This window comes from Enterobacter cloacae, assembly GCF_013375935.1.
Taxonomy (GTDB): Bacteria; Pseudomonadota; Gammaproteobacteria; order Enterobacterales; family Enterobacteriaceae; genus Enterobacter; species Enterobacter pasteurii.
In genome coordinates this window covers 1,644,356-1,670,041 of sequence record NZ_CP056117.1, presented here as the reverse complement: position 1 = coordinate 1,670,041, position 25,686 = coordinate 1,644,356, and the positions used below count along the sequence as shown (strand labels likewise).

Annotated in this window: 25 protein-coding genes and 1 pseudogene; 9 read left to right on the top strand and 17 right to left on the bottom strand. The window is 56.7% G+C overall.

Annotated elements, in window-relative coordinates:
• Positions 1–57: 57 nt before the first annotated feature.
• Positions 58–915 (bottom strand): annotated as a pseudogene (rsmI, locus tag HWQ14_RS07930) (16S rRNA (cytidine(1402)-2'-O)-methyltransferase); the annotation flags it as partial.
• A gap of 62 nt (positions 916–977) precedes the next feature.
• Here rsmI and HWQ14_RS07925 point away from each other — a divergent pair.
• The 4 genes from HWQ14_RS07925 to dolP are packed head-to-tail and all read left to right on the top strand — an operon-like array spanning position 978 to position 4,669.
• Entirely contained in the window at positions 978–3,119 is a 2,142-nt protein-coding gene (locus tag HWQ14_RS07925) for a penicillin-binding protein activator (RefSeq protein ID WP_176609397.1), read from the top strand.
• A complete protein-coding gene (locus HWQ14_RS07920; RefSeq protein ID WP_176609396.1) occupies positions 3,077–3,472 on the top strand; it encodes a YraN family protein in 396 nt (131 codons plus the stop codon). The genes HWQ14_RS07925 and HWQ14_RS07920 overlap by 43 nt, the downstream gene beginning before the upstream one ends.
• A 21-nt stretch (positions 3,473–3,493) precedes the next feature.
• On the top strand, positions 3,494–4,084 hold the full coding sequence (diaA, locus tag HWQ14_RS07915; RefSeq protein ID WP_003861754.1) for a DnaA initiator-associating protein DiaA: 591 nt from the start codon (positions 3,494–3,496) through the stop codon (positions 4,082–4,084).
• A gap of 9 nt (positions 4,085–4,093) precedes the next feature.
• Entirely contained in the window at positions 4,094–4,669 is a 576-nt protein-coding gene (gene dolP, locus HWQ14_RS07910) for a division/outer membrane stress-associated lipid-binding lipoprotein (protein WP_006812102.1), read from the top strand.
• Between the two features lie 47 nt (positions 4,670–4,716).
• Here dolP and HWQ14_RS07905 read toward each other — a convergent pair whose 3' ends face one another.
• Together HWQ14_RS07905 and HWQ14_RS07900 are read right to left on the bottom strand one after the other, a co-directional pair.
• Entirely contained in the window at positions 4,717–5,754 is a 1,038-nt protein-coding gene (locus tag HWQ14_RS07905; protein ID WP_148418340.1) for a permease, read from the bottom strand.
• A 40-nt stretch (positions 5,755–5,794) separates the two neighbouring features.
• A complete protein-coding gene (locus HWQ14_RS07900; RefSeq protein ID WP_176609395.1) occupies positions 5,795–6,439 on the bottom strand; it encodes an NAD(P)H-binding protein in 645 nt (214 codons plus the stop codon).
• 128 nt (positions 6,440–6,567) lie between these two features.
• Here HWQ14_RS07900 and HWQ14_RS07895 point away from each other — a divergent pair, with 128 nt between their 5' ends.
• Entirely contained in the window at positions 6,568–7,086 is a 519-nt protein-coding gene (locus tag HWQ14_RS07895) for a type 1 glutamine amidotransferase domain-containing protein (protein WP_015571965.1), read from the top strand.
• On the opposite strand, the gene HWQ14_RS07890 is transcribed toward HWQ14_RS07895, so the two are convergent.
• Positions 7,066–7,500, bottom strand: a complete 435-nt coding sequence (locus tag HWQ14_RS07890; protein WP_148418338.1) for a YhbP family protein — start codon at positions 7,498–7,500, stop codon at positions 7,066–7,068. The two genes, HWQ14_RS07895 and HWQ14_RS07890, sit on opposite strands and share 21 nt — an antisense overlap.
• Positions 7,501–7,514: 14 nt before the next feature.
• Here HWQ14_RS07890 and HWQ14_RS07885 point away from each other — a divergent pair, with 14 nt between their 5' ends.
• On the top strand, positions 7,515–7,844 hold the full coding sequence (locus tag HWQ14_RS07885; protein WP_148418632.1) for a GIY-YIG nuclease family protein: 330 nt from the start codon (positions 7,515–7,517) through the stop codon (positions 7,842–7,844).
• Here HWQ14_RS07885 and HWQ14_RS07880 read toward each other — a convergent pair.
• Both HWQ14_RS07880 and ubiT read right to left on the bottom strand, forming a co-directional pair.
• The gene (locus HWQ14_RS07880) at positions 7,831–8,334 is read right to left on the bottom strand and encodes a GNAT family N-acetyltransferase (RefSeq protein ID WP_176609394.1); all 504 of its coding nucleotides are present in this window, start codon (positions 8,332–8,334) and stop codon (positions 7,831–7,833) included. The two genes, HWQ14_RS07885 and HWQ14_RS07880, sit on opposite strands and share 14 nt — an antisense overlap.
• Positions 8,328–8,852, bottom strand: a complete 525-nt coding sequence (gene ubiT, locus HWQ14_RS07875) for a ubiquinone anaerobic biosynthesis accessory factor UbiT (protein ID WP_176609393.1) — start codon at positions 8,850–8,852, stop codon at positions 8,328–8,330. Before ubiT ends, HWQ14_RS07880 begins: the two co-directional genes overlap by 7 nt.
• 220 nt (positions 8,853–9,072) lie before the next feature.
• On the opposite strand from ubiT, the gene ubiU reads away from it, so the two are divergent.
• The 3 genes from ubiU to HWQ14_RS07860 all read left to right on the top strand — a co-directional run bounded on the left by ubiU (position 9,073) and on the right by HWQ14_RS07860 (position 12,040).
• Positions 9,073–10,068 (top strand): ubiquinone anaerobic biosynthesis protein UbiU, encoded by a 996-nt coding sequence (gene ubiU / locus HWQ14_RS07870; protein WP_148418335.1) that lies wholly within the window; start codon positions 9,073–9,075, stop codon positions 10,066–10,068.
• Positions 10,069–10,075: 7 nt separating this feature from the next.
• The gene (locus HWQ14_RS07865; RefSeq protein ID WP_148418334.1) at positions 10,076–10,954 is read left to right on the top strand and encodes a U32 family peptidase; all 879 of its coding nucleotides are present in this window, start codon (positions 10,076–10,078) and stop codon (positions 10,952–10,954) included.
• A 78-nt stretch (positions 10,955–11,032) separates the two neighbouring features.
• Entirely contained in the window at positions 11,033–12,040 is a 1,008-nt protein-coding gene (locus HWQ14_RS07860) for a luciferase-like monooxygenase (protein WP_176609392.1), read from the top strand.
• 96 nt (positions 12,041–12,136) lie between these two features.
• Here HWQ14_RS07860 and mtr read toward each other — a convergent pair whose 3' ends face one another.
• From mtr to rimP, 11 genes are all read right to left on the bottom strand, one after another.
• Positions 12,137–13,381, bottom strand: coding sequence for a tryptophan permease (gene mtr / locus HWQ14_RS07855; protein ID WP_176609391.1), 1,245 nt, complete (start codon positions 13,379–13,381; stop codon positions 12,137–12,139).
• Between the two features lie 141 nt (positions 13,382–13,522).
• Positions 13,523–15,418: a DEAD/DEAH family ATP-dependent RNA helicase gene (locus HWQ14_RS07850; protein ID WP_176609390.1), complete on the bottom strand. Its 1,896-nt coding sequence runs from the start codon at positions 15,416–15,418 to the stop codon at positions 13,523–13,525.
• A complete protein-coding gene (gene yrbN, locus HWQ14_RS07845; protein WP_097397692.1) occupies positions 15,411–15,491 on the bottom strand; it encodes a protein YrbN in 81 nt (26 codons plus the stop codon). Before yrbN ends, HWQ14_RS07850 begins: the two co-directional genes overlap by 8 nt.
• A 108-nt stretch (positions 15,492–15,599) precedes the next feature.
• Positions 15,600–16,484 (bottom strand): lipoprotein NlpI, encoded by an 885-nt coding sequence (nlpI, locus tag HWQ14_RS07840; RefSeq protein WP_063451051.1) that lies wholly within the window; start codon positions 16,482–16,484, stop codon positions 15,600–15,602.
• A 110-nt stretch (positions 16,485–16,594) separates the two neighbouring features.
• Positions 16,595–18,733 carry a polyribonucleotide nucleotidyltransferase gene (gene pnp, locus HWQ14_RS07835; RefSeq protein ID WP_176609389.1) on the bottom strand — a complete coding sequence of 713 codons (2,139 nt, stop codon included), beginning with the start codon at positions 18,731–18,733 and terminating at the stop codon, positions 16,595–16,597.
• A gap of 242 nt (positions 18,734–18,975) precedes the next feature.
• Positions 18,976–19,245, bottom strand: coding sequence for a 30S ribosomal protein S15 (gene rpsO, locus HWQ14_RS07830; RefSeq protein WP_003861789.1), 270 nt, complete (start codon positions 19,243–19,245; stop codon positions 18,976–18,978).
• 154 nt (positions 19,246–19,399) lie between these two features.
• A complete protein-coding gene (gene truB / locus HWQ14_RS07825; protein WP_176609388.1) occupies positions 19,400–20,350 on the bottom strand; it encodes a tRNA pseudouridine(55) synthase TruB in 951 nt (316 codons plus the stop codon).
• Positions 20,350–20,754, bottom strand: a complete 405-nt coding sequence (gene rbfA / locus HWQ14_RS07820) for a 30S ribosome-binding factor RbfA (RefSeq protein WP_176609387.1) — start codon at positions 20,752–20,754, stop codon at positions 20,350–20,352. Before rbfA ends, truB begins: the two co-directional genes overlap by 1 nt.
• A 105-nt stretch (positions 20,755–20,859) precedes the next feature.
• Positions 20,860–23,547 carry a translation initiation factor IF-2 gene (gene infB, locus HWQ14_RS07815; RefSeq protein ID WP_022649517.1) on the bottom strand — a complete coding sequence of 896 codons (2,688 nt, stop codon included), beginning with the start codon at positions 23,545–23,547 and terminating at the stop codon, positions 20,860–20,862.
• Positions 23,548–23,571: 24 nt separating this feature from the next.
• Positions 23,572–25,074: a transcription termination factor NusA gene (nusA, locus tag HWQ14_RS07810; RefSeq protein ID WP_014885374.1), complete on the bottom strand. Its 1,503-nt coding sequence runs from the start codon at positions 25,072–25,074 to the stop codon at positions 23,572–23,574.
• A 28-nt stretch (positions 25,075–25,102) separates the two neighbouring features.
• Positions 25,103–25,555, bottom strand: a complete 453-nt coding sequence (gene rimP / locus HWQ14_RS07805) for a ribosome maturation factor RimP (RefSeq protein WP_014833432.1) — start codon at positions 25,553–25,555, stop codon at positions 25,103–25,105.
• Between the last annotated feature and the right edge of the window lie 131 nt (positions 25,556–25,686).

Below are 25,686 nucleotides of genomic sequence, written 5' to 3'. Positions count from 1 at the left end.
CGCAAAGCCGGGTAAGGCGAAACCGTACCCCGGCAAAACAGCAGCAGGGATCACCCCCCCCTGCTGCTCCAGCGCATACTTATACAGCGCATTTTTCTTCACGCCGTGGATTTCCGCCGCCAGTGCCGCCGCTTTCTTAAGCGGCAGTTCGGCCTGTAGCAGGGCCAGGGTGCGCAGCGCATCGGCAGGGAGCGCGTCTTCCTGCGCCTTATGGCCTTCGACAATCAGCACCATTTCACCCTTGCGGCGGTTTTCATCTTCCTTCACCCACGCCAGCAGTTCGCCGACAGGCGCGCCGTGGATGGTTTCCCAGGTTTTGGTCAGTTCACGCGCCAGCACCACGTAGCGGCCTTCGCCCCAGACGGTGACCATATCTTCCAGGCTTTCCAGCAGGCGGTGAGTGGATTCGTAGAAAATCAGGGTACGCGGCTCAGCTTCAAGATCCTTTAATACGTCACGGCGGCCTTTGGATTTGGCGGGCAGGAAACCTTCATAGCAGAAACGGTCGGACGGCAGGCCCGCGGCGCTCAGCGCAGCAATCGCGGCGCACGGCCCCGGCAGCGGCACAACGCGGATCCCGGCTTCACGGCAGGTGCGCACCAGATGGTAGCCGGGGTCGTTAATCAGCGGCGTGCCCGCATCGGAGACCAGCGCAATGTTCTGCCCCTCTTTAAGCTTCGCCACCAGCGTTTCGGCCTTTTGTTGCTCATTGTGATCGTGAAGGGCAAACAAACGGGCGTTAATCGCGAAATGTTGCAGCAGTAAACCGGTATGGCGCGTGTCTTCAGCAGCAATTAAATCAACAGCTTGCAATACAGTGAGTGCACGTTGGGTAATATCAGACAAATTCCCGATAGGAGTAGGTACAATATAAAGCTGGCCTTGAGAATTATCTGCCGTTTCGTGTTGTTTCATTGTTTCGTCCGTATTGCCGATTTAATATTGAGCATTGCGTAAAAAAAATCACTGGATACAGTATGGTACCGTTAACGTTTCTTCGAAAAAAAGCCACGTGCGGCGTGCCGCTTCTGCTCGCAGCCCTGATCTTCTCAGGCTGTGGCACCCAGGCACCCGACCAGAGCACTGCTCATATGCAGGGATCCGCTCAGGCTGATTCTGGCTTTTATCTGCAACAAATGTCGCAGAGCTCAAATGATACCAAGACCAACTGGCAATTACTCGCCATTCGTGCACTGCTGAAAGAAGGGAAAACCCAGCAGGCCGCCGAACTGTTCAGCCAGCTGCCGCAGTCGCTCAACGACGAGCAGCGTCGTGAGCAGACGCTGCTGTCGGCAGAGCTGAAAGTGGCGCAGAAAGATTACGACGGGGCGAAAAAGATCCTCGGCAATATCGATCTGAGCGCGCTGGATAAAAACCAGCAGGCCCGTTTCTGGCAGGCCGGCATCACCGCTGAGCAGGGCCGCCCTTCCCTGACGCTGCTCCGGGCGCTGATTGCTCAGGAGCCTCTGCTCGCGGGTGCGGACAAGCAGAAAAATATTGATGCGACCTGGCAGGCGCTCGCCTCCATGACCCAGGAGCAGGCACGGGCGCTGGTCATTAACGCCGATGAAAACGTCCTGCAGGGCTGGCTTGATCTTCAGCAGATGTGGTTCAACAACCGCAGCGATCCGAACATGCTGAAAGCCGGCATTACCGACTGGCAAAAGCGCTACCCGCAAAACCCGGGAGCAAAAATGCTGCCAACGCAGCTGGTGAACGTGCAAAACTTTAAGCCCGCCTCCACCAGCAAAATCGCCCTGCTGCTGCCGTTAAACGGCCAGGCGGCGGTGTTTGGTCGCGCCATTCAGCAGGGTTTTGAAGCGGCGAAAAACGGCACCACCGCCGTCACCGGCAGCGCGGTGCCTGCACAAGCGGCGCAGGCGGCAAACGTGAACGACGTTGTCAGCCCGTCGGCTGCTGAAACCGACGACCTGACCACCGCACAAACCCCTGCGCAGGGTACGATGCAGAATCCGGTCACTGCGCCAGCCACGCAGCCAGCCGCCACGCCAGCGCCCGTAGCGACGCAGGCACCGGCTGAAACCCCGGCTCCCGTCACGGCCGAACAGCCTCAGCCGCAAACAGTACAGCCGGAACAGCAGCCCGCAGCGCAGCAGCAGGCGGTGGCAACCACCAGCGCTAACCCGGGCGCAGAGCTGAAAATCTACGACACCAGCGCTCAGCCGCTCGACCAGGTGCTGGCGCAGGTTCAGCAGGACGGCGCCAGCATCGTTGTCGGCCCGCTGTTGAAAAACAACGTGGAAACGCTGATGAAGAGCAATACCACGCTGAACGTGCTGGCGCTTAACCAGCCTGAGCAGGTTCAGAACCGCGCCAATATCTGTTACTTCGCCCTTTCACCGGAAGATGAAGCCCGCGATGCGGCGCGTCATATTCACGAGCAGGGCAAGCAGGCGCCGCTGCTGCTGATCCCGCGCAGCACGCTGGGAGACCGCGTAGCCAACGCGTTTGCTGAAGAGTGGCAGTCCCTCGGCGGCGGCGTAGTATTGCAGCAGAAATTTGGCTCCGCTTCCGAACTGAGAGCGGGCGTGAACGGCGGTGCCGGTATTGCCCTCAACGGTAGCCCGGTGTCTGCCAGCCTGCCGCAGCAGCAGAGCGTTACCATCGGCGGCCTGACGATCCCGGCACCGCCAACCGACGCGCAAATCAGCGGCGGCGGTAAAGTGGATTCGGCCTACATCGTCGCCACGCCTGAAGAGATCGCCTTTATCAAACCCATGATCGCCATGCGTAACGGTAGCCAGAGCGGCGCAACCCTTTACGCCAGCTCGCGCAGCGCGCAGGGTACCGCTGGCCCGGACTTCCGTCTGGAGATGGAAGGGCTGCAATACAGCGAGATCCCAATGCTGGCAGGCAGCAACCCGCAGTTGATGCAGCAGGCGCTGGGCGCGGTGCGCAATGATTACTCCCTGGCGCGCCTGTACGCGATGGGCGTCGATGCCTGGGCGCTGGCGAACCACTTCACCCAGATGCGTCAGGTACCGGGCTTTGAGCTTAACGGTAATACCGGCGATCTGACCGCCAACCAGGATTGTGTGATTAACAGGAAGTTATCATGGCTCAAATACCAGCAGGGGCAGATTATCCCGGCCAGTTAAGCCGCAAACAGACCGGCGACGCGTGGGAGTTAAAGGCGCGCCGCTGGCTTGAAGGCAAAGGACTGCGCTTTGTCGCCGCCAACGTTCGCGGGCGCGGCGGCGAGATTGATCTGATCATGAAAGACGGTCAGACCACCGTGTTTGTTGAAGTACGCTACCGACAGTCGTCCCGTTTTGGCGGTGCTGCCGCCAGCGTGACGCTCGCCAAACAACATAAATTATTACAGACTGCCCACTTGTGGCTTGCCCGCCATAATGGGAGTTTTGATACTGTGGATTGCCGTTTCGATGTGGTAGCCTTCACCGGAAATGCGATCGAATGGCTTAAAAACGCGTTTGGCGAAGACGCTTAAATAAGATTTTAAAGGGATACCGTGCTCGAAAGAATTAAAGTGTGCTTCACAGAAAGCATTCAAACGCAGATCGCCGCGGCGGAAGCCCTTCCGGACGCGATCTCCCGCGCGGCGATGACGCTGGTTCAGTCGCTGCTCAACGGCAACAAAATCCTCTGTTGTGGCAACGGCACGTCCGCCGCCAACGCACAGCATTTTGCTGCCAGCATGATCAACCGCTTCGAAACCGAGCGACCGAGTTTACCGGCCATTGCACTTAACACCGATAACGTGGTCTTAACTGCGATTGCCAACGATCGTCTGCATGACGAAATTTACGCCAAGCAGGTGCGCGCCTTAGGCCATGCCGGAGACGTGCTGCTGGCGATCTCCACGCGCGGCAATAGCCGGGATATCGTTAAGGCGGTTGAAGCGGCAGTGACCCGGGACATGACGATTGTCGCCCTGACCGGTTACGACGGCGGCGAGCTGGCTGGCCTGCTGGGGCCGCAGGATGTGGAGATCCGCATTCCTTCGCACCGTAGCGCCCGCATCCAGGAGATGCATATGCTCACGGTGAACTGCTTATGCGATCTGATCGATAACACGCTTTTCCCTCACCAGGATGACTAAGGAGTTCTCATGAAGGTTTTATCGGCCCTTGCAGTCGTGATGTCTGCATTACTGCTTCAGGGATGCATCGCCGCCGCTGTAGTCGGTACCGCAGCGGTTGGCACCAAAGCAGCGACCGATCCGCGTACCGTTGGAACGCAGGTGGATGACGGTACGCTTGAGCTGCGCGTGAACAGCGCGCTGTCGAAAGACGAACAGATCAAGAAGGAAGCACGCATCAACGTGACGGCCTATCAGGGCAAAGTGCTGCTGGCAGGCCAGGCGCCAAATCCTGAACTGGCGTCACGCGCCAAGCAGATCGCGATGGGCGTAGAAGGCACGGCGGAAGTGTTTAACGAGATCCGCCAGGGCCAGCCGATTGGCCTCGGCACCGCGTCATCTGATACCTGGATAACCACCAAGGTGCGTTCCCAGCTGCTGGGTACTGACCAGGTGAAATCCTCAAACGTGAAGGTGACCACGGAGAACGGCGAAGTGTTCCTGCTGGGCCTGGTGACAGAGCGTGAAGGGAAAGCGGCAGCGGATATCGCCAGCCGGGTGAGCGGCGTGAAGCACGTCACCACCGCCTTTACCTACATCAAGTAAGCTGAACCTGACGGTAAGCCCGGTAGCGTAGCGCCACCGGGCTTTTTTTATACCAGCGCCATACTCCCCACGATCACCCCGCTCAACGCCACCAGCCCCGCCGTCAGCCACAGCGCTTTTGCCGGGAATGACTTACGCAGCATGATAAGCGACGGCAGGCTCACCGCCGGCAGCGTGATGAGCAATGCCAGCGCCGGTGCGGTACCCATCCCGGCCATCATCATGGTCTGAATAATCGGGATTTCCGCCGCCGTTGGGATCACGAACAGGCACCCGGCCACCGCCATCGCAATCACCCACATCAGCGTGTTGTCGATAGCGCCATCCGCGTGCGGGAACAGCCAGACGCGCGCCGCCCCCAGCGCCAGTACAGCCAGGATATAAACCGGAATGGTGCTCCAGAACAGCTGCCACAGCGCTTTGCCCCAGCGAGCAAAGAAGCTGCCCTGCGGCTCGCTGACGTCCAGCTCAACGGAGGCAGGCCCGGCCTCGTTGTCTTTCACCAGGTGCTGTACCAGCGTAGCGACAAGCACCACCGTCAGCAGGCCAGCCGCCAGCCGGATAAACGCGAAGTGCCAGCCGAGCACGAAGCCCATAAACACCAGCGTCGCCGGGTTCAGCAGGGGGTTACCCATCCAGAAGGCGAGCGCGCCGCCCATCGACACGCGCTGACGGCGCATGCCCGCCGCCACCGGAGCGGCGCAGCAGGAGCACATCATGCCCGGCAGGGAGAAAATCGTCCCCAGCAGCGTCCCCTGCAAGCGCGGCTGTCCTAAGGTTTTCACCAGCCAGTTACGCGGGATAAGTACCTGAATCAGCGACCCCAGCAGCACGCCCAACACAGCGGCTTTCCACACCGCGAGAAAATAGACCATTGCGTAATCCCACGCCGCCTTTAGCGGGCTGGAATCTGGCTGAGCGAGAATTGAGTTGCCAATGCTGTGGGTGTCGGCGGCGGTGAAGGCTTTACCGTAGTACGGCTGCCATTTCACATACCAGAGGCCAATGATGACCACGAGAAAGAAAAGTGCGGGCTTCCACCACTGAACGGGTGTTGCCGCCTGAGATGAAGACTGACCAGTCATACCATTCCCCGGAAGGTGTTATTTAATAAGCCGGGGAAGTTTACGCCTCGCCCTGCGCGATTTCACGCAGTTTTGCCGACGGGATAATATTTACGCCCTCCTGCGACGGAGCCAGCGCCTCTTTCAGCATGGCCTGCGCGACGTCCCGCGCCTCGATGGACTTCCAGTTACCCGGCAGGATGCGAAAAAGCGGAGCGAAAAAAGACTCGTTAAAACGCCGCTCGTCACGGTGGCCCATCAGCATGGAAGGCCGCACGATGGTCAGGCGCTCCCACTTCTGCGCAATCAGCGCCTCTTCCATTTTGCCCTTCACCCTGTTGTAAAAAAACGGCGAGCCGGCGCTGGCGCCGTGGGAACTGACCACCAGAAAATGCTTTGCCCCCAGCTTTTTCGCCGTCAGGGCGGTATCCACCACCAGCGTGTAATCCGCATGGATAAACGCCTCTTTACTGCCCGCTTCCCGTCGGGTGGTGCCCAGGCAGCAAAAGGCGATATCGACAGGATCCTGCACCTGCGCCAGGGCGTCGGTGAGCTGTGGATCGTGCGGGTTAAAGACGCCGGTGACGTCCAGCAGCGGCCGACGCGTCGGCGCGGCGATGTAGTTGATATGACGATCCTGGATCAGCAGCCGCAGCAGGTGTCCACCCACCAGCCCGGTAGCACCGGTAATCAGTACCTGACTCATCTTTTCCCCTTTACAGAATTGTCCGTTTGCGATCTGGGCCTGCTCTACCACACTTAAAAGTCTGTTACCGGTAAGTATTTACCACAAACGGGAAAAAAACAGTCTGAAGCGAAAACAACGGAGGAAGCATGGGTAAAAAAATCGCAGTCTTGATTACCGACGAGTTTGAAGATTCAGAGTTTACGTCGCCAGCAGAGGCATTCCGCAAGGCGGGCCACGAGGTGGTCACCATCGAGAAAGAAGCGGGTAAAACCGTGAAGGGCCACAAGGGCGAAGCCAGCGTGACCATTGACGAATCTATTGATAACGTCAGCCCGTCTGATTTCGACGCCCTGCTGCTACCGGGCGGCCATTCACCGGATTCCCTGCGCGGAGACGAGCGTTTCGTCACCTTCACCCGTGACTTCGTCGGCACCGGTAAGCCGGTCTTTGCCATCTGTCACGGCCCGCAGCTGCTGATCAGCGCGGAGGTGGTGCGCGGACGCAAGCTGACCGCGGTGAAACCGATCGTCATTGACCTGAAAAACGCCGGCGCCGAGTTTTACGACCAGGAAGTGGTTAACGACAACGACCAGCTGATCACCAGCCGTACGCCGGACGATCTTCCGGCGTTTAACCGCGAAGCGTTACGCCTGCTCGGCGCGTAACCAGTGCAGCTTCTTGCCAAAGCCCAGCGTGTTGTCGGTAAATTTCAGCTCATCGAGGCGGATTTCCCACACCGGGGCTTTTAGCGCAGCGGCAACCGGGAAGCGGCGCGTGTAGCGTTTACGCTGCGCGTCGCTCTCCTCCCCTTCCAGACGACGGATTTCGCCCGTGAACTGAACCCCGCGGATCAGCGCAACGGTTTTAGGCTGACCGTTTACCGTGCCCGCCACGTTTGCCTGCGGGCCCGACATCTGCGCATGCCGCGTTTTATCTTCACTCATCACGTAAAAGGCGACGCGCTCGGGGTCGTAGTAATAAAACGCGTTCGCGCACCACATCTCCCCGTCTTTACAGACGCACCAGGTGACGACGTGCTGCTTTGCCAGCCAGCGGCTAATGGCGGCCAGTGTTTCCATTTTCGCTCTCTCTCATGCTATGGTGCGTTCACCTTAACATACTGAATCTGCTTACCGTGTGCTGGTTTCTCTATCTTGTCCGAACCGCCGATAACGCGCTCTACACCGGGATCACCACCGATGTGGAACGGCGTTTTTTACAACATCAAACGGGAAAAGGGGCAAAAGCGCTGCGGGGGAAAGGTGAGCTTAAGCTGGCTTTTTCAGCCGCCGTGGGCGACAGATCGCTGGCGCTCAGGCTGGAGTACCGCATCAAACAGCTGACGAAGCGCCAGAAAGAGCGTCTCGTCAACGGGGATGGCTCTTTTGAGGCGCTACGCGACAGCCTGCTTAAAAGCGATTGAAACGATCGTGATACTCAACCAGGCCGTTAACGCCATCGAGCGCGTCGTCCGCCAGAGGATGGACCAGGAAGGACGCTTCCGTATCCGGCCAGCGGCAGTGCAGATCGTGTTTGGCCGCCGGCTCAAACCCCAGACGTTCGTAGAATGCCGGTTCGCCCAGTACCACGACGGCGGCATAGCCAAATTCATTCAGTGAATCCAGCCCTTCATAAACCAGCTGACGTGCCAGGCCCTGGCCGCGGTAGTTTTCATCCACCGCCAGCGGCGCCATGCCAACCCACTGCAACTCTTCGCCCTGAACAATCACCGGACTGAACGCCACGTAGCCGACCACCTGCCCTTCATCATCGGTGGCAACCAGACCCAGGGTAATCAGGCCATCTTCGCGAAGATCGTGAACCAGCTGCGCTTCGCCGTCCCCCGCAAAAGAGCGGCGTAACAACGCGTCGATGCCCGGCGCATCAATCCCAATTTCGACTCGAATCAGCATGGCTCACCTACTGAAGTGTGTTTACTGTCCGGCGGGGTTTTCAGCCCGGCCTCAACGAAATCTGCCATTTGCATTAGCATCACGCGCAGCGCCTTCGGCATCTGCTCAAGCTCAATGGCATCCATTAAATTTTTGACGTACAGGCCAAGCTCCGTATCGCCCTCAATCACCAGACGACGCTGGAAGAACAGCGTATCGGGATCCTGCTTGCGCGCGGCAATCATCAGCAGATCGCTGGCGTCGGCGCTAAAGCTTACATCCGCCTCGGCGGACTCACGAACGATCAGCCGATCGTTCTCAACGGAAGTAAACCAGCGCAGCCCGATATCGCGCACTTCGATGCTTAACCAGCGGCCTTCCAGAAACTCCAGCTCACCGTCCTGCAGCGCCTGACGGAACTGCCAGGTCAATACCTGTTCCAGCACCTGGCGCTTAAGCGCGAACGGCGCCAGCTTTACCGGCACGCTCAGCATTAATGGACCAAATTGTACGAGACGTGAACGCAGTTTATCCAGCACGAGTTTACTCCCTGATAGCTATAATCCTGCTATTTTGCCATATCCCGACAAGAAGATAGCGGCGTAAATCAACAAACCGTAGTCCTGTGCTCCTCATTATTGGTGCCATCAATACGCCATTAGCTGCCTTAAATCAAAAATTGTCGCGTATGGGTTAATTAAAATCCCAGCTCGTTAACATTTTTTACGATCCCTGCGATCGACAACATCGGGATAAATTATGGAGCTGCTCTGCCCTGCCGGAAACCTTCCGGCGCTTAAGGCGGCCATCGAAAATGGGGCCGACGCGGTCTATATCGGGCTGAAAGATGATACCAACGCCCGCCATTTTGCTGGCCTTAACTTTACGGAGAAGAAGCTCCAGGAGGCCGTTAACTTCGTTCACCAGCACCGCCGCAAGCTGCATATCGCCATCAACACCTTCGCCCATCCTGATGGCTATGCCCGCTGGCAGCGCGCCGTGGATATGGCCGCCCAGCTGGGCGCCGATGCGCTGATCCTGGCCGACCTTGCCATGCTTGAGTATGCGGCAGAACGCTACCCGCACATTGAGCGCCACGTCTCGGTTCAGGCATCCGCGACGAACGAAGAGGCGGTGCGTTTTTACCATCGACATTTTGACGTGGCTCGCGTGGTGTTGCCGCGCGTGCTCTCTATTCATCAGGTTAAGCAACTGGCGCGCGTCACGCCAGTACCGCTGGAAGTTTTTGCCTTCGGTAGCCTGTGCATCATGGCCGAAGGCCGCTGCTATCTCTCCTCCTATTTAACCGGGGAATCGCCAAATACCGTGGGCGCCTGCTCGCCTGCCCGCTTCGTTCGCTGGCAGCAAACGCCGCAGGGGCTGGAGTCGCGCCTGAACGAAGTGTTAATCGACCGCTATCAGGACGGGGAAAACGCGGGCTACCCGACGCTGTGCAAAGGCCGCTATCTGGTGGACGGCGAGCGCTACCACGCGCTGGAGGAGCCCACCAGCCTCAACACGCTGGAGCTGCTGCCGGAACTGCTGGCCGCCAATATTGCCTCGGTGAAAATCGAAGGCCGCCAGCGCAGCCCGGCCTACGTGAGCCAGGTTGCGAAGGTGTGGCGTCAGGCCATCGACCGCTGCATGGCGGACCCGCAGAATTACGCCGCGCAGCCGGCGTGGATGGAGACCCTCGGCGCAATGTCTGAAGGCACGCAAACCACGCTCGGCGCGTATCACCGTAAATGGCAGTGAGATAACCATGAAATATTCATTAGGGCCGGTGCTCTACTACTGGCCAAAAGAGACGCTGGAAGATTTTTATCAACAGGCGGCGACCAGCAGCGCCGACGTGATTTACCTCGGCGAAGCGGTGTGCAGCAAGCGCCGCGCCACCAAAGTAGGCGACTGGCTGGAGATGGCAAAAAGCCTGGCAGGCAGCGGCAAGCAGGTGGTGCTCTCCACGCTGGCGCTGGTTCAGGCGTCTTCGGAACTGGGCGAGCTGAAGCGCTACGTGGAAAACGGCGAGTTTCTGCTGGAGGCGAGCGATCTCGGCGTGGTGAACATGTGCGCCGAACGCAAGCTGCCGTTTGTCGCCGGCCATGCGCTGAACTGCTATAACGCGGTGACCCTGCGCCTGCTGCTCAAGCAGGGGATGACGCGCTGGTGTATGCCGGTGGAACTCTCCCGCGACTGGCTGGCAAACCTGCTCGCTCAGTGTGAAGAGCTTGGCATTCGCAATCAGTTTGAAGTGGAAGTGCTGAGCTACGGCCATCTCCCGCTGGCCTATTCTGCCCGCTGCTTCACCGCGCGTTCTGAAGATCGCCCGAAAGACGAGTGTGAAACCTGCTGCATTAAGTACCCTAACGGGCGCAGCATGCTGTCGCAGGAGAACCAGCAGGTATTTGTCCTCAACGGCATTCAGACCATGAGCGGCTACGTCTACAACCTCGGTAACGAGCTGGCGTCGATGGACGGGCTGGTGGATATAGTGCGTCTTTCACCGCTGGATACCAGCGTGTTCGCGATGCTGGACGCCTTCCGCGCCAATGAAAACGGCGCGTCGCCGCTGCCGCTGACGGCAAACAGCGACTGTAACGGTTACTGGAAACGTCTGGCCGGGCTGGAACTTCAGGCCTAAAAAAGGCTCACTTTGTTAACAACGGTTAGTAAACTTTAATGCAGTATTAAAGATTCACCGTCGACAAAGTGAGCTGTTATGACTGATAAAACCATTCCGTTTTCGGTGCTGGATCTGGCGCCGATCCCACAAGGCTCCTCGGCAAGAGAAGCCTTCACGCACTCTCTCGATCTCGCTCAGCTTGCCGAAAAGCGTGGCTATCACCGCTACTGGCTGGCGGAGCACCACAACATGGTGGGTATCGCCAGCGCCGCCACCTCGGTGCTGATTGGCTATCTGGCGGCGAATACCACCACCCTGCACCTTGGCTCTGGCGGCGTCATGCTGCCGAACCACGCTCCGCTGGTAATTGCCGAGCAGTTTGGGACCCTGAATACCCTTTATCCGGGCCGAATCGATCTGGGGCTTGGCCGTGCGCCTGGCAGCGATCAGCCGACCATGCGCGCCCTGCGCCGCCACATGAACGGCGATATCGATAACTTCCCGCGCGACGTGGCGGAGCTGGTGGACTGGTTCGACGCGCGGGATCCGAACCCGCACGTGCGCCCGGTTCCGGGCTACGGCGAGCAAATCCCCGTGTGGCTGCTAGGCTCAAGCCTCTACAGCGCGCAGCTCGCCGCTCAGCTGGGCCTGCCGTTCGCGTTCGCCTCCCACTTCGCACCGGATATGCTGCACCAGGCGCTGCATCTCTACCGCACGAACTTTAAACCGTCTGCACGTCTGGAGAAACCGTATGCGATGGTGTGCATCAACATCATTGCCGCCGACAGCAATCGCGATGCGGAATTCCTGTTTACCTCCATGCAGCAGGCGTTTGTGAAGCTGCGTCGCGGCGAGACGGGCCAGCTGCCGCCACCGGTGGAGAATATGCATCAGCTGTGGTCCGCCTCCGAGCAGTATGGCGTGCAGCAGGCGCTGAGCATGTCGCTGGTAGGCGATAAGACGAAAATCCGTCACGGGCTTGAAGCGGTACTGCGCGAAACGCAGGCGGATGAGATTATGGTTAACGGCCAGATTTTCGATCACCAGGCGCGTTTGCATTCCTTTGATCTGGCGATGCAGGTGAAAGAAGAGTTGTTGGGGTAGTTTTTTTGCCGGATGGCGGCTTCGCCTTATCCGGCCTACGGTTTTCTCCCTCTCCCTTCGGGAGAGGGGCGGGGTGAGGGGATCAGGCAGCACGGTTTAATGGTAAACAGGCAACAGGTTAAAGCTCGACAGCACGTGGACCAGCGCGTTTCCCACACCAAACACCAGAATCAGCGCAATCATCGGCTTGCCGCCCCAGACGCGGAAGGTCGGGCTGCCGAAGCGTTTACGTGATTTACGTGCCAGCAGCGCCGGCACAATCGCCGCCCAGATGGTTGCCGCCAGTCCCGCATAGCCGATGGCATACAGGAAGCCGTTCGGCCACAGCAGGCCGCCCACAACCGGCGGCAGGAAGGTCAGTAGCGCGGTTTTGAAGCGGCCCGCCGCCGAGTCATCGAAGCCAAACAGGTCCGCCAGATAGTCAAACAGGCCCAGCGTCACGCCAAGGAAAGAGCTCGCCACGGCAAAGTTGGAGAAGATGACCAGCAGCAGATCCAGGCTGCGGCTGTTCAGCACGCCGCTCAGCGCCTGTACCAGCACGTCGATATTACCGCCCTTCTGCGCAATGCCGATAAATTCCGGACGCGGGATATTGCCCATCGCCCCGAGCAGCCAAATCACGTACAGCCCCAGCGCCAGCAGCGTGCCGTAAACCAGGCATTTCACAATGGTGCGCGGCTCTTTGCCGTAGTACTTCATCAGGCTCGGCACGTTACCGTGGTAGCCGAACGACGCCAGGCAGAACGGCAGGGTCATCAGCAGGTACGGCGTGTAGGAGGTGTTCACTTCCGCGACGTTAAACAGGGTGGCGGGCGTGACGTGCCCGAGCAGGCTGCCGAAGGTCAGGAAGAAGGTAATGACCTTTGCGCCCAGCACGATTGCCGTCATGCGGCTCACCGCTTTGGTACTCATCCAGACGATAAACGCCACGCCCAGCGCAAAGCACAATCCTGCCAGACGCGCGGGCACGTTCAGCGACATCTCCGCGAAGGTATGATGCAGAATCGAGCCGCTCGCCGAAATGTAGGCGTAGGTCAGGATGTACAGCACAAACGCAATGGAGAGACCGTTGACCAGGTTCCAGCCTTTGCCCAGCAGATCCCTGGTGATGGTGTCGAAGCTGGAGCCAATGCGGTAGTTGAGGTTGGCTTCAAGGATCATCAGCCCGAAATGCAGCATACAGAACCAGGTGAAGACCAGCGCCGCCAGCGACCAGAAGAACCACGCACCGGACATAACCACTGGCAGGGAGAACATCCCGGCACCAATAATGGTTCCGCCGATGATCACCACGCCGCCAAGCAGCGAAGGTGACGTTTGGGTGGTGGTTAGTGTCGCCATACAGCCTTATCTCCAGTCAAAAATGTGGTTTACATTTTAATGCGATGCACTGTACCAGTACAAGAGTACAAAAGGAATAAAAAAAGCCCCGATAGCGACTATCGGGGCTGTATATTTTACTTTACGTCAGAAGCGAAAGGCTTATGCGTCACCGAAACGACGACGGCTGGCGCCTTCTTCACGGCGTGGGCCACGGTTTTCACGACGCTCGCCGGAGAAACGACGAGGTTCGCCAGTGCGACCTTCGCTGCGACCGCCTTCACGACGTTCGCCACCGAAACCGCGACCGCCGCCACGACGTTCGCCGCCGCGGTCAGGACGTGGCTGTGCATCGCCCAGCAGCTGCATGTTCATCGGCTTGTTCAGGATGCGGGTGCGGGTAAAGTGTTGCAGTACTTCGCCCGGCATACCTTTCGGCAGCTCGATGGTAGAGTGTGAGCCAAACAGCTTGATGTTACCGATGTAACGGCTGCTGATGTCGCCTTCGTTAGCGATCGCGCCAACGATGTGACGAACTTCAACACCATCATCACGGCCCACTTCAATGCGATACAGCTCCATTTCGCCAGCGTCACGACGCTCGCGACGTGGACGGTCTTCGCCACCACGCTCTGGACGGTCACCGCGTGGACCACGATCGTTACGGTCGCCACGACGTTCGAAACGATCGTCACGGTCACGGAACTCACGCTTAGGACGCATCGGTGCATCTGGTGGCACGATCAGGCTACGTTCGCCCTGCGCCATTTTCAGCAGTGCTGCGGCCAGGGTTTCCATATCCAGCTCTTCGCCTTCAGCGGTTGGCTGAATTTGTGACAGCAGCGCACGGTACTGATCCAGATCGCTGCTTTCCAGCTGCTGCTGTACTTTCGCGGCGAATTTTTCCAGACGGCGTTTGCCCAGCAGTTCTGCATTTGGCAGCTCAGCTTCTGGAATAGTCAGCTTCATGGTGCGTTCGATGTTACGCAGCAGACGACGCTCGCGGTTCTCAACGAACAGCAGCGCGCGGCCCGCACGACCTGCACGACCGGTACGGCCGATACGGTGAACGTAAGACTCGGAGTCCATTGGAATGTCGTAGTTTACCACCAGGCTGATACGCTCAACGTCCAGACCACGTGCTGCCACGTCGGTTGCAATCAGGATATCCAGACGACCGTCTTTCAGACGCTCAAGCGTCTGCTCGCGCAGCGCCTGGTTCATGTCGCCGTTCAGCGCTGCGCTGTTGTAGCCGCTACGCTCCAGCGCTTCAGCCACTTCCAGGGTCGCGTTTTTGGTACGTACGAAGATAATCGCCGCATCAAAATCTTCCGCTTCCAGGAAACGCACCAGCGCTTCGTTTTTACGCATGCCGTATACAGACCAGTAGCTCTGGCTGATGTCCGGGCGAGTGGTCACGCTGGACTGAATACGCACTTCCTGCGGCTCTTTCATGAAGCGGCGGGTAATGCGACGGATCGCTTCTGGCATGGTTGCAGAGAACAGAGCGGTCTGATGACCTTCCGGGATCTGCGCCATGATGGTTTCAACGTCTTCGATGAAGCCCATACGCAGCATTTCATCTGCTTCATCCAGTACCAGGCCGCTCAGCTTAGAGAGGTCCAGGGTACCGCGCTTCAGGTGATCCAGCAGACGGCCCGGCGTACCGACAACAATCTGTGGGCCCTGGCGCAGGGCGCGTAACTGCACGTCATAACGCTGGCCGCCGTACAGGGCTACCACGTTTACGCCGCGCATATGTTTAGAGAATTCCGTCATTGCTTCAGCAACCTGAACAGCCAGTTCACGGGTTGGAGCCAGGACGAGGATCTGCGGTGCACGCAGGTCCGGATCGATGTTGTTCAGCAGCGGCAGCGAGAATGCTGCAGTTTTACCGCTACCGGTCTGGGCCATGCCCAGCACGTCACGACCAGAAAGCAGGTGTGGGATACACTCAGCCTGGATCGGAGATGGTTTTTCGTAACCCAGATCGTTAAGGGCTTCAAGGATAGGAGCCTTCAGGCCCAGATCTGCAAAAGTGGTTTCGAATTCAGCCATGTAGTACAAGTGCCTCGATATTAATGGCGGCCAGTCTACTTAGCTCATCGTGAAAATGATTAGCAATTTTCATTGAAAAGTGTGAACCGGCTCAAATTAGGTGTATTGACGAACAACAACGCCCTCACCAGTGAAGGTGATGGCAATCAAAAAGATTACGGGCTGATGTTTATGTCGTCAGCTATTGCTGGTCCGATTCTGCCAGGTCGTCTTGCTCCTGGCCCAAGAGCGATAATTCCAACAATGCATAACGGTGCTCAACGAAGTTATGTACGTTGTTAGCAACCGCTAATTTGAACAGTGCCGTAGCGCTGTCCATATCCCCCAGACTTAGGTAGTACTTACCTAAATAGAAGTTGGTTTCACTGAGATGCTCAGCGAGCGAGGTGTTATCCGTTGCGTCCGCCTTGAGGCGTTCCATCAGCGTTGCTTCGCTAATGTTGCCCAGGTAGAACTCGACAATGTTCCATCCCCACTGTTCCTTATCCGATTTTTCGAAGCGCTGTTGTAGTGCTTCTTTGGCCTGCTTCTCATCGAGCTTCTGCTCAACGATGTAAAGCCACAGGCTGCGGAAAGGATCATTAGGATCGTCTTGATAAAACGCCAGCAGATCATCTTGCGCTAACTTATCACGACCGCCGTAATACAATGCGATACCGCGATTCAAGTGCGCGTAGTTGTAAGTTGGATCAAGCTCAAGTACAGAATCAAACGCTTCATAGGCAGCATCAAAATTGCCTGCCTGCGTTAAGTAAATGCCTAAGTAATTGAATACTTCAGGCATATCAGGTCGGATTGCCAGCGCTTGTGAAAAATCATTTCGCGCTAATGCCCTCAGACCGAGACTATCATACAACACTCCGCGCTCATATAAAAGCTGTGCGCGTTCGTCATCGGTTAAAGCCCGACTGGCAAGAATTTGTTCCATGCGTGCCAGAATCACTTCCTGCTGCAAAGTCGGTTGCAGTGGCACTGCGAGGACTTCGCTCTTACGCCAGGCAGAGTTGCTGCATCCTGCCAGCGTTAAAGCTGTCGCAACGAAACACCAGCGCAAAAAAGGCTTCATTTCCCACTCCCGAAGACAACTATTGGATGAACGTCCTGTCCCCCGGCGGCTTAACAAGGCGTCCTGCCTGATAATAAGCCCTCCGCTATCGCGGAGGGCAAACGGCAACCTTACTCGCCTTGCTGTTCAGCAGCCGGAGCTTCCGGTGCCGCAGCAGGCTGAGACTGCTCGGTTGCTTCTTTGATGCTCAGACGGATACGGCCCTGGCGATCGACTTCCAGAACTTTCACCGGTACTTCCTGACCCATCTGCAGGTAATCGGTCACTTTCTCAACGCGCTTGTCAGCGATCTGAGAGATGTGTACCAGACCTTCTTTACCGCCACCGATGGCAACGAACGCGCCAAAGTCAACGATACGGGTTACTTTACCCGCATAGATACGGCCCACTTCGATTTCTGCGGTGATCTCTTCGATGCGACGGATAGCGAATTTCGCCTTCTCGCCGTCGGTTGCTGCGATCTTCACAGTACCGTCATCTTCGATTTCAATGGTGGTGCCAGTTTCTTCGGTCAGCGCACGGATTACGGAACCGCCCTTACCGATAACATCCTTGATCTTGTCTGGATTGATCTTGATGGTGTGGATACGTGGTGCGAACTGAGAAATGTCGCCACGCGGCGCGTTAATCGCCTGTTCCATCACGCCCAGGATGTGCAGACGTGCACCTTTAGCCTGGTTCAGAGCAACCTGCATGATCTCTTTGGTGATACCTTCAATTTTGATATCCATCTGCAGGGCAGAGATACCGTCGCGGGAACCCGCCACTTTGAAGTCCATATCACCCAGGTGGTCTTCATCGCCCAGAATGTCAGACAGCACAACGTAGTTGTCGCCTTCTTTCACCAGGCCCATTGCGATACCCGCAACGGCGGCTTTGATTGGCACGCCTGCATCCATCAGCGCCAGAGAGGCACCACACACGGAAGCCATGGAAGAAGAACCGTTGGATTCGGTGATTTCAGACACAACACGTACGGTGTACGGGAATTTGTCTGCTTCTGGCATAACTGCCAGCACGCCGCGCTTCGCCAGACGACCGTGACCAATTTCACGACGCTTCGGTGAGCCAACCATACCGGTTTCGCCCACAGAGTACGGAGGGAAGTTGTAGTGGAACAGGAAGCTGTCAGTGCGCTCGCCCATCAGTTCGTCGATGATCTGTGCGTCACGTGCAGTACCCAGAGTCGCGGTAACCAGCGCCTGCGTTTCACCACGGGTGAACAGCGCAGAGCCGTGGGTACGTGGCAGAACGCCAGTACGCACGTCCAGGCCACGAATCATGTCTTTTTCACGGCCATCGATACGCGGCTCGCCTGCCAGCACGCGGCTACGAACAACGTTTTTCTCGATAGCGTGCAGGATTTCGCTCAGCTCGTTAGCGTCCAGCGCTTCATCTTCAGCAACCAGCGTCGCGATGGTTTCAGATTTGATCGCGTCAACCTGAGCGTAACGCTCCTGTTTGTCAGTGATGCGGTAAGCATCGCTCAGACGAGATTCTGCCAGAGCTGCAACACGTGCGTTCAGCGCGTCGTTTGCCGCTTCTGGCTGCCAGTCCCAGCGTGGTTTACCGGCTTCTTTCACCAGGTCGTTGATGTTCTGGATAACAACCTGCTGCTGGTCGTGGCCAAATACCACAGCGCCCAGCATCTGGTCTTCGCTCAGCAGTTCCGCTTCAGATTCAACCATCAGAACCGCGGCTTCAGTACCGGCAACAACCAGGTCCAGCTTACTCTCTTTCAGCTCTTCCTGAGTTGGGTTCAGCACGTACTGGTCGTTGATGTAACCGACGCGGGCAGCACCGATTGGGCCATTAAATGGAATACCAGACAGTGACAGGGCTGCGGATGCACCGATCATCGCTACGATGTCCGGGTTAACCTGTGGGTTAACGGAAACAACGGTCGCGATAACCTGCACTTCGTTTACGAAGCCTTCCGGGAACAGCGGACGAACCGGGCGGTCAATCAGACGCGCGATCAGGGTTTCGCCTTCGCTTGGACGGCCTTCACGACGGAAGAAGCCACCCGGGATTTTACCGGCAGCGTAGGTACGCTCCTGGTAGTTAACGGTCAGCGGGAAGAAGTCCTGACCTGGTTTAGCTTTTTTCTGGCCAACTACGGTAACGAATACAGCAGTGTCATCCATGCTTACCATAACGGCAGCAGTAGCCTGACGTGCCATCATGCCGGTTTCCAGCGTGACGGTGTGCTGACCATACTGGAATTTACGAACGATCGGATTCAGCAAAATTCTGTCCTTTCTCAAATGATTGTCAGCACACCACAGGTGTGCTGACGATTTAACCCGACCTTCTTCGCATCCTCGCGACTAATGACAACCGACACCCCCATGGGTGAAGCCTCTCATTAGCCGCGCGAACCTCTGCAATGAAGATCATTTATAGCAACAATACAATAGTTTCCATTGAATTGCTGCCGTCTGGTTGAAAAAAGGGGCCATCAGGCCCCCTTTTCTGAAACTCGCAAGACTTAGCGACGCAGACCCAGACGCTCGATCAGCGCGGTGTAGCGTGCAACATCTTTACGCTTCAGGTAGTCGAGCAGTTTACGACGCTGAGAAACCATACGCAGCAGACCACGACGGCTGTGGTGATCTTTTTTGTGCTCTGCAAAGTGACCCTGCAGGTGGTTAATCTGTGCAGTCAGCAGTGCAACCTGAACTTCGGTAGAACCGCTGTCGTTAGTACCACGACCAAACTCAGAAACGATTTTAGCTTTAGCTTCAACGCTTAGAGACATTTTCAAACTCCAAAGTATAAAGAATGTAAGGATGCCGATCTCTAATTCAGCTATCCCATGTACGCCCCGCAGATTGTTAAACAATTTACCAGGCGTTAAGCGGCGATATTCTACTCGTCTCCCCTGCTTATCGCAAGGTGAGGCGTAATCACCGTCAAGCGTCGACCGGATATTCGACGACCAGACGACGCGGCGCTACGCGCCCTTCACCGTCCATTTCGCCCATACCGATAAACTTGCCTTCCTCACCTTCCGTCACGCGCACCAGGCCCTCAAGCGGTGCCCCCGCTGTGCGTACCGGGTTTCCGTTCTTAAAGTAAACGGACGACGTTAAAGGAAGATTAACAACCGGGAAGTCCGCCGCCGGGCTGTCCATTGGCATCAGCAGCGGATCCAGCAACTCTGCTGACGCGATTCCCTGCGCTTCTGCCTGTTCAACCAGCGCGCGCAGATGCTCAAGCGTCACCATGCGTTGGACCGGGTACGTGCTGACCGCCAGACGACGCAGATAGATCACGTGCGCGCCGCAGCCCAGCTTTTCGCCGAGGTCATCGATGATGGTACGAATGTAGGTCCCTTTCGAACAGTGGACCTCCAGCTCCAGCTCATCACCTTCATGGCGAATAAACAGTAGCTCATACACGGTAATCGGACGGGCTTCGCGCGGAACCTCAATGCCCTGACGCGCATATTCGTAGAGCTTCTTGCCCTGGTACTTCAGTGCCGAATACATCGACGGCACCTGTAGCGTGTCGCCACGGAAGCTTTCCAGCGCCGCATCAAGCTGCTCTGCGCCGAAGGTCACCGGACGCTCTTCCACCACCTGACCATCCGCATCGGAGGTATCCGTGCGCTGGCCAAGCCGGGCAATCACGCGGTAGCGCTTGTCTGAATCCAGCAGATACTGGGAAAACTTTGTCGCTTCACCCAGGCAAATCGGGAGCATGCCGGTTGCCAGCGGGTCCAGCGCGCCGGTGTGGCCCGCGCGGTTGGCGTTATAAATACGCTTTACTTTTTGCAGCACGTCGTTGCTGGATGCACCCTGCGGTTTATCCAGCAGCAGCACGCCATGCACGTCACGACCGCGACGACGAGGACGACTCATCAGTCCTCCTTGCTGTCGTCCGCCGGGTTAACACGACGCTCATCGTCATGTTTCACCACGCTGGTCACCAGGTTGGACATGCGCATACCTTCGACCAGCGAGTTGTCGTGGAAGAAGGTCAGCTCCGGCACGATACGCAGGCGCATCGCTTTGCCAAGCAGAGAGCGGATGAAACCAGAGGCTTCCTGCAGCGCTTTAATACCGTTCTTAACCGCGTCTTCATCCTGGTCGTTCAGGAACGTCACGAACACCTTGGCGTACGCCAGGTCGCGGGACATTTCCACGCCAGACACGGTGGTCATCATACCCACGCGTGGATCTTTGATTTCACGTTGCAGAATGAGTGCGATCTCTTTCTGCATCTCCTGCGCGACGCGCTGAGGGCGACCAAATTCTTTCGCCATAATAAATTCTCCAGACAAAAAAGGGGCTAAAGCCCCTTTTAAAATTATTGCCGGGTGGCGCGAGGCGATCCCGGCTTACGTCAGTCAATCTTCCGTTGACGAAGATTAAGCGATGGTACGCTGAATTTCGATGATCTCGAACACTTCGATCATATCGCCAACGCGAACGTCGTTGTAGTTCTTCACGCCGATACCACATTCCATGCCGTTACGGACTTCGTTAACGTCATCTTTGAAGCGGCGCAGGGATTCCAGCTCGCCTTCATAGATAACCACGTTGTCACGCAGTACGCGGATTGGGTTGTGACGCTTGATGGTCCCTTCGGTAACCATACAGCCCGCGATCGCACCGAATTTCGGTGATTTGAACACGTCACGAACTTCAGCCAGACCGATGATCTGCTGTTTCAGCTCAGGAGACAGCATGCCGCTCATCGCCGCTTTCACTTCGTCGATCAGGTTATAGATGACGGAGTAGTAACGCAGATCCAGACTTTCAGCATCGATAACTTTACGCGCAGAAGCGTCAGCACGAACGTTGAAGCCAACCAGGATAGCGTTGGACGCTGCTGCCAGCGTGGCGTCGGTTTCGGTGATACCACCTACGCCAGAACCGATGATCTTCACTTTCACTTCGTCGGTAGACAGTTTCAGCAAGGAGTCGGAGATCGCTTCCACAGAACCCTGAACGTCCGCTTTCAGAACGATGTTCACTTCGTGAACTTCGCCTTCGGTCATGTTGGCGAACATGTTCTCGAGTTTAGATTTCTGCTGACGAGCCAGCTTAACTTCACGGAATTTACCCTGACGATACAGAGCCACTTCACGCGCTTTCTTCTCGTCACGAACGACGGTCACTTCGTCACCCGCAGCCGGCACGCCGGACAGACCAAGGATTTCCACTGGAATGGACGGACCAGCTTCCAGCACTTCCTGACCCAGTTCGTTACGCATCGCACGAACGCGACCGTATTCGAAACCACACAGAACGATGTCGCCCTTGTGCAGAGTACCTTCGCGAACCAGAACGGTTGCAACCGGACCACGACCTTTATCCAGGAAGGATTCGATCACCGCGCCGCTTGCCATACCTTTACGAACCGCTTTCAGCTCCAGAACTTCAGCCTGAAGCAGGATAGCGTTCAGCAGGTCGTCGATACCGGTACCCGCTTTTGCAGATACAGGGATGAACTGCGCTTCACCGCCCCACTCTTCCGGCATAACGCCGTACTGGGACAGTTCATTCTTCACGCGATCCATATCGGCTTCTGGCTTATCGATTTTGTTGACCGCAACAACCAGAGGCACCTGCGCCGCTTTCGCGTGCTGGATAGCTTCAATGGTCTGTGGCATCACGCCATCGTCGGCAGCAACAACCAGTACAACGATATCCGTTGCCTGAGCACCACGAGCACGCATTGAGGTAAACGCTGCGTGGCCCGGGGTATCCAGGAAGGTGATCATGCCGTTTTCAGTTTCTACGTGGTAAGCACCGATGTGCTGGGTAATACCACCCGCTTCGCCGGAGGCAACCTTAGTAGAACGAATGTAGTCAAGCAGAGAGGTTTTACCGTGATCAACGTGACCCATGATGGTTACAACCGGTGCACGCGGTTCAGCCGCAGCACCTGTGTCACGGTCGCTCATTACTGCTTCTTCCAGCTCGTTTTCACGACGCAGGATAACTTTGTGGCCCATCTCCTCGGCAACCAGCTGTGCGGTTTCCTGGTCGATGACCTGGTTGATGGTGGCCATTGCGCCCAGCTTCATCATCGCTTTGATGACCTGAGAGCCTTTCACCGCCATCTTGTTAGCCAGTTCGCCAACGGTGATGGTTTCGCCGATCACAACGTCACGGTTGACGGCCTGAGCTGGCTTCTGGAAGCCCTGCTGCAGAGCGGAACCTTTACGCTTACCGCCTTTACCACCGCGAACCGCTGCGCGTGCTTCTTCACGGTCAGCTTTAGATTCAGCGTGCTTATTACCTTTTTTCGCAGGACGCGCCGCTTTTGTACTGCGAGTACGGCCACGACCACCTTCAACTTCACGGTCGTTATCGTCTTCTGCCTGGCGCGCATGCTGAGAAGTGGTGACGTGATAATCGCTGTTGTCTTCAGTTGGTTCAGCGGTATTCACACCGTTCTTCTCGTTTTCTTCTGCCATGCGACGCGCTTCTTCGGCGACGCGGCGAGCTTCTTCTTCAAGCTTGCGGCGGGCTTCTTCTTCCGCTTTACGCTTCAGCTCGGCAGCTTCATTTTCACGGCGGGCTTTTTCAGCCTGGGCAGTTTTGGTCATTTCGTCGGTCTGTTGATTGCTCACTTTGTCTTTTTCCGCAGCGTCACGCTTCGCTTTTTCACCGGCGTCGCGTTTCGCTTTTTCTGCGGCCTCACGTTCAGCTTTTAATTCTGCTTCACGTTTGGCAGTGGCTTCTGCCTCACGCTGAGCTTGTTCTTCCGCTTCACGCTGTGCCTGCTCTTCCGCAGCAAGGCGTTCTGCCTCTTGCGGATCACGTTTTACAAAGGTGCGCGTCTTGCGGACTTCAATTTGTACCGATTTGCTTTTGCCACCGGTACCAGGGATGTTCAACGTGCTACGCGTTTTGCGCTGCAGCGTTAACTTGTCAGGCGTAGAGCCGTGTTCACGGTTCAGGTGCGCTAACAAGGTTTGTTTTTCTTGCGCGGTCACCGAGTCATCAGCGGCCTTCGGGATCCCTGCATCAGCAAATTGCTGTACCAGGCGGTCCACGGAGGTCTGAATCTCAGCAGCCAGCGATTTTACAGTTACATCAGTCATGCTGTTCCTTCCTGCTACAGTTTATTACGCTTCGTCGCCGAACCAGCAAATATTACGTGCGGCCATGATGAGTTCGCCGGCTTTCTCGTCGGTTAAACCTTCGATATCGGCCAGGTCATCAACGCCTTGCTCAGCGAGATCTTCCAGCGTACAAACACCACGGGCAGCCAGCTTGAACGCAATCGCACGATCAAGACCTTCCAGATTCAGCAGGTCATCAGCCGGCTTCTTATCGCCAAGGCTTTCTTCCTGAGCCAGTGCCAGGGTGGTCAGTGCGTTTTTAGCGCGTTCACGCAGGGCTTCAACGGTTGGTTCATCCAGACCGTCAATTTCCAGCAGCTCTTTCATTGGCACGTAGGCCAGTTCTTCCAGCGTAGAGAAACCTTCTTCAACCAGCACAGTGGCGAAGTCTTCGTCAATGTCCAGGTATTTGGTGAAGGTATCGATCGCCGCGTGGGCTTCAGCCTGATGCTTGGCCTGCAGGTCATCAACGGTCATCACGTTGAGTTCCCAGCCGCTCAGCTGTGACGCCAGACGTACGTTCTGACCGTTACGGCCAATCGCCTGCGCCAGGTTGCCCGCTTCTACAGCGATATCCATGGTGTGTTTGTCTTCGTCAACCACGATAGACGCCACATCAGCCGGTGCCATTGCGTTGATCACGAACTGTGCCGGGTTGTCGTCCCACAGAACGATATCAATGCGCTCGCCGCCCAGTTCGGTAGAAACCGCCTGAACACGTGCACCACGCATACCGACGCAAGCACCGACCGGGTCGATACGCTTGTCGTTGGTTTTCACCGCAATTTTCGCACGAGAACCCGGATCGCGGGCCGCCGCTTTGATTTCGATAACTTCTTCGCCGATTTCCGGCACTTCAATACGGAACAGTTCAACCAGCATTTCTGGTTTAGAACGGGTCACGAACAGCTGTGCGCCACGCGCTTCAGGGCGTACGGCATACAGCACACCACGGATACGGTCGCCTGGGCGGAAGTTTTCACGCGGCAGCATGTCTTCGCGCAGGATCACGGCTTCTGCGTTCCCCGGCATCCCTTCGGATTTGATCTCCAGAGAGATGTTGTCGCGGTTCACTTTCTTCACCACGCCGGTGATGATTTCGCCTTCCTGATCGCGGAACTGATCGACAACCAGCGCGCGCTCGGCTTCGCGAACTTTCTGCACGATAACCTGCTTCGCGGTCTGGGTGGTGATACGGTCGAAGGTAACAGATTCAATCTGATCTTCAACGTAGTCACCCACGTTCAGACTTTCGTCTTCAAAACGTGCCGCTTCCAGGGTGATCTCTTTGGTCGGCTGGGTCACTTCTTCAACGATTACCCAACGACGGAATGTATCGAAGTCACCGCTTTTACGATCGATTTCTACGCGAACATCGATCTCTTGTTCGTATTTTTTCTTGGTTGCTGTAGCCAGTGCACTTTCCAGCGCTTCGAAAATCTTCTCACGCGGCAGTGATTTCTCGTTGGAGACGGCTTCAACAACAGCCAAAATTTCTTTGTTCATCGCGGGCTTTTCACCTCAATCCAGACTGTTAAAAGTGGGGAACCAGGTTCGCCTTCTGGATATTACTCAGCGCGAACACTTCATCTTTGCCTTCGACTGTAACCGTGATCATTTCACCATCAACGGCTTTGATAATTCCCTGCCATTTACGGCGGTTCTGTACGGCCATACGCAGAACGAGAGCCACTTCTTCACCGGTAAAGCGCACATAGTGCTCGGCCGTGAACATCGGGCGATCGAGGCCAGGTGAGGAAACTTCCAGGTTGTACGCAACGGTAATTGGGTCTTCAACGTCAAGAACCGCACTCACCTGGTGGCTAACATCAGCGCAATCATCAACATTGATGCCATCTTCACTATCAATATAGATGCGCAGCGTCGATGTGCGGCCGCGAACGAATTCGATGCCGACCAGTTCGTAGCCCAGTGCTTCGACCGGTGCAGTAATCATCTCTGTTAATTTTTGCTCTAATGTGGACAAGCCCACCCCCAAGACATAAAAAAAGGGCGTAAAGCCCAGTTATTCTGTAGTCAGATAACAAAAAACCCCGATAAATCGGGGCTTTAGATAACTGAACCCTATAGCCACAACTGTGGCCTGGAGCACTCTCC